Annotated in this window: 14 protein-coding genes; 3 read left to right on the top strand and 11 right to left on the bottom strand. The window is 46.0% G+C overall.

Annotated elements, in window-relative coordinates; all coding sequences use genetic code 11:
• Nucleotides 1-47 precede the first annotated feature (47 nt).
• The 8 genes from thrC to ffh form a co-directional block, all read right to left on the bottom strand.
• Nucleotides 48-1,433 (bottom strand): threonine synthase, encoded by a 1,386-nt coding sequence (gene thrC, locus J8N69_RS04905; protein ID WP_168825566.1) that lies wholly within the window; start codon nt 1,431-1,433, stop codon nt 48-50.
• 13 nt (nt 1,434-1,446) lie between these two features.
• Entirely contained in the window at nt 1,447-2,748 is a 1,302-nt protein-coding gene (locus tag J8N69_RS04910) for a homoserine dehydrogenase (protein WP_168825564.1), read from the bottom strand.
• Nucleotides 2,749-2,912: 164 nt separating this feature from the next.
• Nucleotides 2,913-3,632, bottom strand: a complete 720-nt coding sequence (locus J8N69_RS04915; RefSeq protein ID WP_168825562.1) for a thioredoxin fold domain-containing protein — start codon at nt 3,630-3,632, stop codon at nt 2,913-2,915.
• A gap of 105 nt (nt 3,633-3,737) precedes the next feature.
• A complete protein-coding gene (gene rplS / locus J8N69_RS04920; protein WP_012071433.1) occupies nt 3,738-4,100 on the bottom strand; it encodes a 50S ribosomal protein L19 in 363 nt (120 codons plus the stop codon).
• 69 nt (nt 4,101-4,169) lie between these two features.
• The gene (gene trmD, locus J8N69_RS04925) at nt 4,170-4,922 is read right to left on the bottom strand and encodes a tRNA (guanosine(37)-N1)-methyltransferase TrmD (protein ID WP_168825560.1); all 753 of its coding nucleotides are present in this window, start codon (nt 4,920-4,922) and stop codon (nt 4,170-4,172) included.
• 22 nt (nt 4,923-4,944) lie between these two features.
• The gene (rimM, locus tag J8N69_RS04930; protein WP_168825558.1) at nt 4,945-5,490 is read right to left on the bottom strand and encodes a ribosome maturation factor RimM; all 546 of its coding nucleotides are present in this window, start codon (nt 5,488-5,490) and stop codon (nt 4,945-4,947) included.
• Between the two features lie 15 nt (nt 5,491-5,505).
• Nucleotides 5,506-5,754, bottom strand: a complete 249-nt coding sequence (gene rpsP, locus J8N69_RS04935; RefSeq protein WP_168825557.1) for a 30S ribosomal protein S16 — start codon at nt 5,752-5,754, stop codon at nt 5,506-5,508.
• 194 nt (nt 5,755-5,948) lie between these two features.
• Entirely contained in the window at nt 5,949-7,313 is a 1,365-nt protein-coding gene (gene ffh / locus J8N69_RS04940; RefSeq protein ID WP_168825555.1) for a signal recognition particle protein, read from the bottom strand.
• A 129-nt stretch (nt 7,314-7,442) separates the two neighbouring features.
• On the opposite strand from ffh, the gene J8N69_RS04945 reads away from it, so the two are divergent.
• The 3 genes from J8N69_RS04945 to J8N69_RS04955 all read left to right on the top strand — a co-directional run bounded on the left by J8N69_RS04945 (nt 7,443) and on the right by J8N69_RS04955 (nt 10,105).
• Nucleotides 7,443-8,210 (top strand): cytochrome C assembly family protein, encoded by a 768-nt coding sequence (locus J8N69_RS04945; RefSeq protein ID WP_168825553.1) that lies wholly within the window; start codon nt 7,443-7,445, stop codon nt 8,208-8,210.
• Nucleotides 8,211-8,292: 82 nt separating this feature from the next.
• The gene (locus J8N69_RS04950; protein WP_168825551.1) at nt 8,293-9,549 is read left to right on the top strand and encodes an HlyC/CorC family transporter; all 1,257 of its coding nucleotides are present in this window, start codon (nt 8,293-8,295) and stop codon (nt 9,547-9,549) included.
• 10 nt (nt 9,550-9,559) lie between these two features.
• Nucleotides 9,560-10,105 (top strand): NUDIX hydrolase, encoded by a 546-nt coding sequence (locus J8N69_RS04955; protein WP_168825549.1) that lies wholly within the window; start codon nt 9,560-9,562, stop codon nt 10,103-10,105.
• Between the two features lie 17 nt (nt 10,106-10,122).
• On the opposite strand, the gene J8N69_RS04960 is transcribed toward J8N69_RS04955, so the two are convergent.
• From J8N69_RS04960 to J8N69_RS04970, 3 genes are all read right to left on the bottom strand, one after another.
• Nucleotides 10,123-10,983, bottom strand: a complete 861-nt coding sequence (locus J8N69_RS04960) for a DUF72 domain-containing protein (protein WP_168825547.1) — start codon at nt 10,981-10,983, stop codon at nt 10,123-10,125.
• Nucleotides 10,980-11,492 (bottom strand): transcription elongation factor GreB, encoded by a 513-nt coding sequence (gene greB, locus J8N69_RS04965; RefSeq protein WP_168825544.1) that lies wholly within the window; start codon nt 11,490-11,492, stop codon nt 10,980-10,982. The genes J8N69_RS04960 and greB overlap by 4 nt, the downstream gene beginning before the upstream one ends.
• 138 nt (nt 11,493-11,630) lie before the next feature.
• A complete protein-coding gene (locus J8N69_RS04970; protein ID WP_168825543.1) occupies nt 11,631-12,461 on the bottom strand; it encodes a mechanosensitive ion channel family protein in 831 nt (276 codons plus the stop codon).
• Nucleotides 12,462-12,483 lie beyond the last annotated feature (22 nt).

Raw genomic sequence — 12,483 nt, forward strand, 5'->3', positions numbered from 1 at the left:
AAACAGGTTAACGCTGACTACCGCTAAAATAGAGTGTGTTTATTTAACTAAATTTTTTCAGCAACAAAAGCCTGCACATCGCTCAAGCTATTGTCTAACACGGTATAAGATTCTTCACGTTCAAAAAGATCTTTCATGTGCTCTGGTAAGGTAGGTGTTTCACAACCGGCTTTTTCGACCGCTTCTGGAAACTTCACTGGGTGCGCCGTTGCCAAGGTGATCATAGGGACGGATGTATCTTTCCAGCAATGACGCGCCGCTTCAAGACCTATCGCCGTATGAGGATCTAAAAGGTATTGTGTTTTAGCAAACACATCGGCAATCACCTCACAGGTTGTTGCGTCGTCCACTTTATAGCTGTCAAAGTTATCTTTTACAAAAGACCAAGCTTGATCATTCAACGACACATCGCCTTTATTGAAGCGCGCCATCAAATCGTCAATCGCCGCGCCGTCACGACCATGCGCATCAAACAATAAACGCTCAAAGTTGCTCGACACCATGATATCCATACTGGGTGACAAGGTGACATTCAAAGACTGACGGCTCATATCGTTTTCTGCGATCACCCGATGCAAAATATCGTTCTGGTTAGTCGCCACCACAAGCTGATCGATTGGCAAGCCCATTTTTTTCGCCAAATAGCCGGCAAAAATGTCACCAAAGTTGCCCGTTGGCACAGAGAAAGACACCTTACGATGCGGCGCGCCAACAGACAATGCAGAAGAGAAGTAGTAAACGATCTGCGCCATGATACGCGCCCAGTTAATCGAGTTAACCGCGCCTAACTTAGCGCCTTTCAAGAAAGACTGATCGGCAAAGCTGGATTTCACCATGCCTTGGCAATCATCAAAATTGCCCTTCACCGCGATGTTAAATACGTTATCGTCGATCACCGTGGTCATTTGACGACGCTGTACTTCGGATACACGCTGATAAGGGTGCAAAATAAAGATATTCAAATGCTCAGAATGACGACAACCTTCAATCGCGGCCGAACCCGTATCGCCGGATGTCGCCCCCAGAATCACCAACTTCTCTTTGCGCTCAGACAGAACATAGTCCATTAAGCGACCAAGCAGTTGCAAGGCAAAATCTTTAAACGCCAAGGTTGGGCCACGGAATAATTCAAGTATCCATTCGTTATTGCCTACTTGTACCATGGGCGCAATAGAAGCGTGATTGAAGCCAGCATAAGCGTCATCAATCATGCTTTTAAACGCGTCAGCCGGAATATCGCCTTCCACAAAAGGCCACATCACTTTAAAGGCCAGCTCTTGGTAACTTAAATTCGCCCAAGACGCGATTTCTGCTTTGCTGTAATGCGGTAAGGTTTCTGGCACATACAAGCCGCCATCATTCGCCAAACCAGCCAATAAGACATCAGCAAAAGACAGTGCTGGCGCCTTACCACGAGTAGAAATATATTTCATCGTTTGCTCTCTCTTACGCTAAATTCTCAACACGGATTCGTTGCACAGTGCCAGCAACATCCGGCAAAGCTTCAATCGCCGCAATGGCCGCGTTCATGTTGCGCTCTTTCACATCATGCGTCATCACCACTAAAGGCACTAATTCACTGCCTTCGCGCTCGCGCTGAATCAATGACTCGATACTGATGTCATTCATCGACAAGATTTGCGTAATATTCGCCAGCACACCAGCACGATCTTTAATCGTCATATTAAGGAAAAAGCCACACTCGATATCTTCCACAGGCAATACCTGCATGCTTGACAAAGCGTTGGCCTGGAACGCCAAATGCGGCACTCTGTTAGTTGGATCCGCCGTTAAAGTACGAGCCACATCGATCACATCCGCAATTACCGACGAGCCAGTTGGCAATGCGCCAGCACCCGCTCCGTAAGTCAACGTTGGACCGACCACATCGCCTTGCACCATAATAGCGTTCATCACACCATTCACATTGGCCAACAGTTGCTTATGGGAAATTAACGTCGGGTGAACTCGCAATTCAATACCCGCTTTAGAACGACGAGCAATGCCCAAATGCTTGATGGCATAACCAAGATCATCGGCAAAGGCCACATCTTCAGCGGTAATACGGCTAATGCCTTCGGTATAGGTTTTTTCAAATTGCAGAGGAATACCAAAAGCGATAGACGCAAGAATCGTCAACTTATGCGCGGCATCAATGCCTTCAATATCAAAAGTTGGGTCCGCTTCTGCGTAACCAAGTGCTTGAGCCTCAGCCAAGACATCTTCAAATCCACGACCCTTTTGACTCATTTCAGTCAAAATGAAATTGCCTGTGCCATTGATGATACCCGCCAACCACTCAATACGGTTGGCCGACAGACCTTCTCGAATTTGCTTAATAATAGGAATGCCGCCAGCAACCGCCGCTTCAAACGCAACAATAACGCCTTTTTCTTGCGCTCTAGCAAAAATTTCATTGCCATGTTCAGCAATCAGCGCCTTATTGGCTGTCACCACATGCTTGCCATTTTTGATGGCGGTAAGGACCAGCTCTTTCGCAACCGACGTTCCGCCAATTAACTCAAGTACAATGTCTATCTCTGGATTATTGACGACATCAAAAATATCACGGGTAACATTAATACCGGAGGTATCACAAGCGTCGTTATCACGACGGGCACCTACTTGCTCAATAACAATACTGCGACCCACACGTCGTGTAATCTCTTCCGCATTATTACGAAGAATGTTAAAACTACCGGACCCCACTGTCCCCAGCCCACAAATTCCGACTTTTACCGGTTTCAAAACAATACCCCACAGAGATAATTTAATTTTTATAAGCAGCCTAACCTTTTCATAAGGTTTTTAACTAAGCCGCAAGTTGCTTCATTATAACGCCAGCACCATTCAAACCCAACGTAGAAACAGCTGAAGAAGGCGCATGTTTAGTGGAATATTTCGCGATAAGACTATAACCCAAGGTGTTTTACCAACTCAGCCGCTGGTAAATATCCCGGTAGAAAAGCACCATTATCCAGCACGATACTTGGCGTACCTCGCACTCCAACTTCATTGCCTAGTTTATACTGATCTGCGACCGGGTTAACACATTTGTTTTCAGGAATTTCAGCGCCCAACTTGACCTTGGTAAGCCAGTCTTGCGGATCAGCCGAACACCAAACACTGACCATTTTACGATACGCCTCAGATCCTATCCCGGCTCTTGGATACGCCAAGTAGCGAACCGTCACCCCAGCATCATTCAGCTTGGGTACTTCTTTATGCAGCATTCGACAGTAGCCACAGTCAACATCGGTAAATACAGTGATATGTGCCTTTTCATTTTTTGCTTTATAAACAATCATTTGTGACTCTGGCAGGGCTTCTACTTTGGCCAGTTTCGCTTTCTCTGTTTCGTTCTCAAGCGCCGTATTGTCTATTCGGTATAGATCGCCCGCAACAAAGTATTTCCCATCTTGGGTAACATGCAAAGTCGGGCCGTCTTTCAACACAACGACATACAAGCCCGCGCCATCATGTAGCTCAGTACTTTCTACTTCATATTGAGGCAACGCCGCTTGAACGGCAGACAACACCGCCGATTGATCGGCAAAAACCGTGTTTGACAGGGGAAGGAGCAACAAACTCACCATAGCAGGACGCGACAGAGAGCGGAAAAAATTCGTCATGGAGAACCTCAAAGACATCATAAATAGTCTCTATTAGGCCATACCAAGGTGGGTAAGTTCCATAAAAAAAGGCGACTCGCGTCGCCTTTTTTAAAGAAAGAGAAATTAACGTTTAGCCAATTTTTCTTTGATACGTGCAGATTTACCAGAACGCTCGCGTAGGTAGTAGATCTTAGCTTGACGCACGTCACCGCGGCGTTTAACTTCGATGCTTTCAACCAAAGGGCTGTACGTTTGGAAAGCACGCTCAACACCAATACCGCTAGAAATTTTACGCACGGTAAATGCTGAGTTAAGACCACGGTTACGCTTAGAGATTACAATGCCTTCATAGGCCTGTAGACGCTCGCGTGAACCTTCTTTAACTTTAACTTGAACAACAATAGTGTCACCAGGACCGAAGGCTGGGACTTCTTTTGTCATTTGTTCAGCTTCTATCTGCTGAATCAGTTTAGTTTTATTACTCATGGATGTGACTCCTAATGATATGGTTTCTTATCAGCATGAAGGTTCTTCTTTCTGATAAGCTCGCAATTCCTACTCTGCCGAGGTTGAATCTTCAGTTTCGCGAATAAACTCTTCTAACAGCAACTGCTGTTCCTTGTCCAACTCAAGGTTCTGCAGAAGGTCTGGCCGGCGTTGAAAAGTTCTTGCGAGCTTTTGCTTCAAACGCCAGCGTCTAATCTCCTCGTGGTTGCCACTAAGCAGTACCGATGGCACAGATTCACCATTTAGTACTTCTGGGCGAGTGTAATGCGGGCAATCCAACAAACCATCAGAGAATGAATCTTCATCCGCAGAAGCTTGTTTTCCCAATACTCCTGGCACCATACGAAATACAGCATCCATGAGCACCATAGCCGGCAACTCGCCACCGCTTAGGACAAAGTCGCCAATTGACCATTCTTCATCAACCTGTGATTGAATCAAACGCTCATCAACGCCTTCATAACGACCTGCTACCAGAATAAATTCTGCTTGTTTAGCAAGCTGTTGCACGCCTTCTTGCGTCAGCGTACGCCCTTGAGGGGATAGATAAATAACTTTTGCATTGGGCACCGATAATTTGGCACTCGCAATGGCATCTTTGAGAGGCTGCACTTTCATCAGCATCCCTGGACCACCACCATAAGGTCGATCATCCACAGTCTTATGTTTGTCATGAGTAAAATCACGGGGATTATAAAAATCCACCTCAACCAACCCAGACTTAATGGCTCTGCCTGTTACACCATATTGGGTAATGGCCTGAAACATTTCCGGAAAGAGCGATATCACGCTAACCTTCACGTTATGACCTCAGCTTATCTGTTTAAAATTCTGGATCCCAATCAACCACCATTTCCTGCTGTTCTAAATCGATGTTTAAAACATAGGTTCCTGGGGCATAAGGAATCAATCGCTCTTCACGATCAAAGCTACCTTCACACGCACGGACAACAATCACATCATTCGCACCGGTTTCCATAAGTTGAGAAACCTTCCCTAAGAGGACACCCTCTTTGGTCATAACCCTCAGTCCTTCCAGTTGGCTCCAGTAATAATCACCTTCTTCCAAATCTGGTAGTTCTGCTGCATCTATGTAAACGTCCATACCGCAGATATCTTTTACTTGATCTCTGTCGCTATAACCTTTTACCGATGCAACCAAACCTCGTCCTTGCAGACGGCCTTGGCTTAATTCAACGGTCTTCCACCCACTAGGAGTTTTCAACCACCAATGCTTGTAATCAAAGATCCCTTGCATTGGATCGGTGTGTGAATATAACTTCACCCACCCTTTAACACCATATACCGATGTAATGCGTCCAACCACAAGCGCTTGCTCAGGAGCGGCCGCTTGTTTTAACTCAGACATAGCACTACCTCAGTATTAAGCGTTTTTGCTAGCATCTTTTATAAGCTGCGCAGCACGGTCAGAAAGTTGAGCGCCTTGGCTAACCCAATGGTTTACGCGATCTAAATCGATGCGTAGACGTTCTTCTTGACCACGAGCAACAGGGTTAAAGAAACCCAAACGCTCGATATAACGACCATCACGTGCACGACGGCTATCAGCCACGTTCAAATGATAGAATGGGCGCTTTTTAGAGCCACCACGAGAAAGACGAATAGTTACCATATGATTGGTTCCTTATTGCTTAACGAAACACCCCTTGCCGAGTCGAATTTTTGACTCATACTACAAGAAGGCGGCATATTCTAGTCGATAAACTAGAAAAACGAAAGGGCGATTTACTCGCCCTTCTATTTAAATTAGAAGTTTTTTTACAACTCCTAATAAAAACAACCAGATAGCAGCATTATTAGCGGCCATTAACGCCCAGGGAAACCACCGCCAGGCATCATTCCGCCTAGCCCACGCATCATTTTTTGCATGCCACCCTTAGCGCTAAATTTCTTCATCATCTTTTGCATCTGCTTATGCTGCTTCAACAAACGATTTAAATCTTGGATTTGCAACCCTGCCCCCGTCGAAATACGTTTTTTACGAGAACCATTAATCACGTCAGGGTTACGACGCTCGGCTGGCGTCATGGAGTTAATAAGCGCCTCCATTTGAACGAACATCTTGTCGTTCACCTTGTCTTGAATATTGCCCAACTGTCCCATACCAGGCAGCTTATCCAACATGGAACTCATGCCGCCCATGTTTTTCATTTGCTGCAGTTGTTCTTTGAAATCTTCTAAATCAAAGCCTTTGCCTTTTTTCAGCTTACCGGCCAGCTTTTCCGCTTTGTCTTTGTCTATCTGCTGCTCGGCTTGCTCAATCAGAGAAAGCATATCGCCCATACCAAGAATACGGGACGCCAAACGATCTGGATGGAAAGGTTCTAGCGCGTCGGTTTTTTCCCCCACGCCTAAAAACTTAATTGGCTTACCAGTGATATGACGCACAGACAAGGCGGCACCGCCACGAGCATCACCATCCGTCTTGGTTAAAATAACACCAGTGAGCGGTAATACATCCCCAAAGGCTTTGGCGGTATTTGCCGCATCTTGCCCTGTCATGGCATCCACAACGAACAAGGTTTCAATGGGGTTAACCGCCGCATGCAAGGCTTTGATCTCTGCCATCATGTCGTCATCTATGGCAAGACGACCGGCAGTATCAATAATCAAAACATCTTTATGCGCTTTTTTGGCGTAATCAATAGCGTTATTAACAATATCAATCGGCTTTTGCGACAAATCACTGGGGATAAAATCAACCCCCACTTCACCCGCCAGTGTTTCAAGCTGCTTAATCGCCGCGGGGCGATACACGTCGGCACTGACCATCGAGACGGATTTTTTCTCGCGCTCTTTTAAGTATTTTGCCAACTTTGCCGCGGACGTGGTTTTACCTGCCCCTTGCAAACCCGCCAGCAAAATAATGGCCGGACGCGCCGCACGAAGGTTAAGACCGTCGTTGGCTTGCCCCATGACATTTTCAAGTTCCTGTTTAACGATTTTCAGGAACACCTGCCCAGGGCTCAAACTTTTTGAGACTTCCGCCCCTATTGCACGCTCTTTAACCGCGGCAATAAAATCTTTAACGACCGGCAAGGCGACGTCAGCTTCAAGCAGCGCCATGCGCACTTCACGCAACACTTCTTGTATGTTGTCTTCGGTTAATTTCGCTCGACCTCGAATACGATCAAGCGAGGAAGTTAAGCGATTCGATAAATTGTCGAACATATTACCCTCAAATTTTGGCTCTGAATGGAAAAAACCTACGGTTTCAGTTTATCCAAGGTGAAATTGCCTCTATTATAACGGATAAATGATTATCACCCTATACCTTTACCCTGCGGAACCTTTAGTTTCATGACTCAATTATCGCTTTGGCTTGCTTGTATCGCTTGTTTGATTGCTGGCACAGCGTATTATCTGTGTCCAAAAAATCGCGCCACCCAGTATGTTGGCGCGACAGCAATCGCAATACACGCTTTTTCACTCTCGCAGTTATTTCTTAATCGCGACGGCTTTGACTTTCTTACCATTGGCCTGCTGATTGCTTTAATTGGCAACAGCCTACTGTGGCTCAGCAACCACAACAAAGACCTGTCCTTGTTGCTTGGCACGGCGTTTACTCTCGGCGCCATCATTATTGCGTTAAATGCGCTTGAACCATGGAACCTGACCCAACTGCATAGCAGCTCTTGGGGTACGAGCGCGCACATTCTCATTGCCTCGGTGGCCTACAGTTTATTCACTGCAGCCTGTGGCGTCGGCATATTGCTTGCTATGCAAGAATACCAACTCAAACACCACAAACTAAAACAACTGCTTAGAGTGCCGCCACTACAAGTATTAGAAGGCTTGATGTTTGAGTTCATCTGGGCCGCTTTTATTTTACTCACGGTTACGATTGCGACAGGCTTTTACTTCATTGACGATATGTTTGCTCAGCACCTTGTCCATAAAACATTTTTCACCATCGCCTCATGGTTTGTTTTTGCCGGACTGTTACTAGGAAGACACATAGTCGGCTGGCGTGGGCAATTGGCGGTAAAGCTGACGTTAAGCGGCTTCTTTCTACTGATGCTGGCCTATTTTGGCAGCAAAATAGCCTTGCAAATATTGTTGCCTTAATCAACAAAGGCACAAAGTCGTTTGACACTCTGATCTTAAAAACGAATAATCCATTTATCTAAATAATTGAGGCGATCCCTTTTTGAACGATATTCCCATAAGTGTTCTTGGTGGAACACTTTTCTGTCTAATAATACTGTCCGCTTTCTTTTCAAGTTCTGAAACAGGGATGCTGTCGCTAAACAAGTATCGCCTTAAACACCTTGTAAAAAGCAAGCATCGCTCCGCCATTAAAGTAAGCTCCTTACTAGAGCGCCCCGATAGACTGATTGGCGTTATTTTAATTGGCAACAACTTTGTAAACATCCTGTCTTCTGCTATTGCGACTATTATTGCCGTACGCCTTTGGGGCGACGCTGGCGTTGCCATAGCAACAGGCGCCCTAACGATGGTGATCTTGATTTTTGCCGAAGTCACCCCCAAAACCTTAGCGGCAATACACCCGGAAAGGATCGCTTTCCCAGCCTCATGGGTGCTGGCTATTTTACTAAAAGTCCTATACCCACTCGTATTTGTGGTGAACACCTTATCGAATGGTCTGTTACGCCTAATTGGTGTTAATGCGTCCCAAAATAACCACGACACATTGGATTCGGAAGAATTAAGAACCGTGGTCAATGAAGCAAGCGGCTTAATACCGGCGGCTCACCAAGAAATGCTACTGTCCATTTTAGACCTAGAAAAAGTCTCTGTTGAAGACATTATGGTGCCTAAAAACGAAGTCATCGGTATCGATCTTGAAGACTCAATAGAAGAGATCATTGAGCAAATTTGCCAAAGTCGACACACTCGCATGCCGGTTTACAATGGCGAGATAAACAAAATCATTGGCATATTACACGCGCGACACGCGGCGGTGTTTTTACGTGACCCAACCCCTTCCAAAGCAGCGCTACTAAAAGCCACTGTTGAGCCTTATTTTATCCCCGAAAGCACTTCATTAAACACGGTCCTGCTTAACTTCCAAAAAGATCATCAGCAAATGGGCATCGTGGTCGATGAATACGGTGATGTGCAAGGTATCGCCGCACTAGAAGACGTACTGGAAGAAATCGTGGGTGAATTCACCCCACCCACTCAAGACGAAGAAGAAGAAATCCAAACACTCGATGATGGCGCCTTTAGAATAGAAGGCTCCACGCATATTCGAGAAATCAACAAAACCCTTAATTGGCATTTACCAACCGATGGCCCCAAAACGCTAAACGGCCTCATCATTGAAACATTGGAATTCATCCCTGAACACCCGATTAGTTTGCGGGTTGGACATTACCTAATTGAAATCCAAGAAATCGAAGATAAAGTCGTTAAATATGCCAAACTTCAATTAAAGCGTTAAGGAAAGACTGATGAGATACTGCCCGCAATGTGGTCACGCCGTTAACATGATTGTCCCAGCAGATGACAATCGCATTAGAGCAGTGTGTCCCAGTTGCGAGTATATCGACTACGACAATCCACGGCTCATTACCGGCACCGTACCACTCTACCAAGGCAAGGTATTATTGTGCCGGAGAAACATTGAGCCACGCTTTGGCTTCTGGACACTCCCTGCAGGCTTCATGGAAAACCAAGAAACCACCAGCGAAGGCGCTTTGCGAGAAACACTAGAAGAAAGTGGCTCCACAGCCATTTGCAAACAAGCGTTTAGCATGATTAGCATTCCGAGAATCAACCAAGTCCATCTCTTCTACCTAGCTGAGTTAGAAAAAGCAGATTTTCATGCCACAGCAGAAAGCTCTGAAGTGACATTATTTGATCTAGATGACATCCCTTGGGATGAGTTGGCTTTTAGCAGCGTCAGTAAGACACTCGAATTTTTTATTGCTGATCACAAAACAGGCCAGTACGGTTTTCACGAAGACACGATCCATTTCAATACCGTCTCGGAATAAAGCAAGCAATCGCACGATCACCAAAGGCTCGCTTGCTCCTGACTTTGTGGCAGAGCCAAAGCGCTCTGATCATTAGGCGTTAACGCACGAACCTTTTCATCCAATTGCCCTGCTAAAGTTGGCGCAGCGATATTATCTGACGAATGCACAAAAACACTCGGCAGCAGCCCTTCAGACAACCATTGCGATAATTTAGCCGCCCACTGATCTAACCACACCTCATTACGCGGCAAATCTGGATGACCAATAAAACGCACCACGGGATGACCAGCCGTCGCAACGGGATGACAAGGCACCCTTGGCTTTTTCTTTTGCGCATCCACCAAACTTTCGCAATAAGCATCAGTAGAAAAAACAGGGCGTGAATCCATCACCACACGATTTACACCACGCACGGATAAAGCAGATAGAAAACGACTCTCCACCTCACTTTTATCAAAATACGCCAAATTACGCACTTCGACCGACAAAGGCGCAGAGAGCGTCCACATGTCGCATAAAGCCAAAATACGCGCTAAAGCACGCTCGTCACATATTGCGGGGAACTGCAGCATTATTGGCCCAAGCTTCGTCTGTAATGGCTGCAAAGAGAGCATAAAAGCCAACCAATCTTGCTGAACGTCACGCCAAGGGCGCTCTAATAATCGATGAGTCACTGTTTGTGGCGCTTTAAAACTAAACTTAAAATCCTCGCCAACAGACTCATACCAGCGCAATAGCTGAGCATCATCCACCTTGGTATAAAAAGTGCTGCCCACCTCGACCGTTGAGAACACTTGCGAATAGCGACCAATTCGCTCCGCAGCAGGCAGTGAGGCAGGGTAAAGCCAATTCACCCACGCCGGATGCTGCCATTGCGCCATGCCATAACGGATCATAGCGGCACAATTTGGCGATATTCAATCGCCTCAATAAAGTAAGTTTTCTCCCCCCCTGCAAGACGAATCGTCACCTCATCCCCTTGTTGTTTTTTCAACAAAGCGCGAGCAACTGGGGAATCTATACTAATATAAGCACCATGATGATCTAACTCATCCGGCCCGACAATGCGGTACTCTTTGGTTTCGCCCTCTTCCTCTTCTAACGTCACCCAAGCACCAAAAAACACACGCGTTTGATCACTGGGAAAGCGATCAACCACAGTACAAGCATCCAAACGTTTCTCTAGATAACGCACTCGGCTATCTATTTCACGCAGCTGTTTTTTGCCATAAATGTATTCCGCATTCTCGGAACGATCGCCCTGAGCGGCGGCTTCACGCACTGTTTCTGTTACCGCAGGGCGTTTTTCCTTCCACAGATATTTCAATTCAGACAACAAGGCCTGAGCGCCTTCTTGAGTAATGTAGGCAGACTTAGGGGGAGATGGAGGACGATATCGACTCATGCACGGCAGCCTATTTTAAAAGATAAAAACCAACATAAAAAAAACAAAAATGCCGCCAGCGGTTACTTGGCGGCATTTTACTCATCACAGCAATAAGAAACGAAAGTTATGCTTATGATTCTTGTTTATGGCTCTTGTTTATGACTCTTGTTTATGAACATGGACATCCATCTGTGGATAAGGAATACCAACGCCGCGCTCATCAAATGTGTATTTAATCTTCTCTAAAAGGTCCGCTCGCACGGCCCAATAATCCCCAGAGGCGACCCAAGGGCGCAAGAAGAAGTTGACCGAACTGTCAGCCAACTCAGACACCGCGATCAAACAAGCAGGGTCTTTTAGTATACGTTCATCGGCATTAACAATTTCTTCCATGATCTGTTTTGCCAAGCGGATGTCGGCATCGTAACTAATACCAACCACCAAATCTAAACGGCGTGTCGATTCGCGAGAGAAGTTCACGATAGACCCATCCATCACAGCTGAGTTTGGCATAATAATTACACGGTTGTCTGGTGTTTTCAGGTAGGTATGAAAAAGCTCTATACGATCGACCGTTCCCATTTGACCCGCCGCGTCAATAAAGTCACCGGAACGAAATGGACGCAGAAGAATAATGAGCACGCCCGAAGCGAAATTCGACAAAGAACCTTGCAAAGCAAGACCAACAGCCAAACCTGCCGCACCCAAAATAGCAATAAAGGACGTGGTTTCAACGCCAATTTGCCCAAGTGCCATTAAGGCAATACCAGCAAACATCAAGGCATACATAATGCTCGATGCAAATCCAGCGACAGCCTTATCAACAGACGCTTTAAGCAGTCGCTTCTCACACCAACTAGACACCTTGGAGGCAATAAACTTACCGACAAAGAAAATAACAAGACCAGCAACCAAATTAGTAAGACTGTCTGTTAACCAGGGCATCCACTCAGCCCCTTGCTCAAATAACGCCTCTATTTCATTCATAATTTTTAACCCTCACGCTCTT

The sequence above is a fragment of the Marinomonas profundi genome (assembly GCF_020694005.1).
In the GTDB taxonomy this organism is placed as follows: Bacteria; Pseudomonadota; Gammaproteobacteria; order Pseudomonadales; family Marinomonadaceae; genus Marinomonas; species Marinomonas profundi.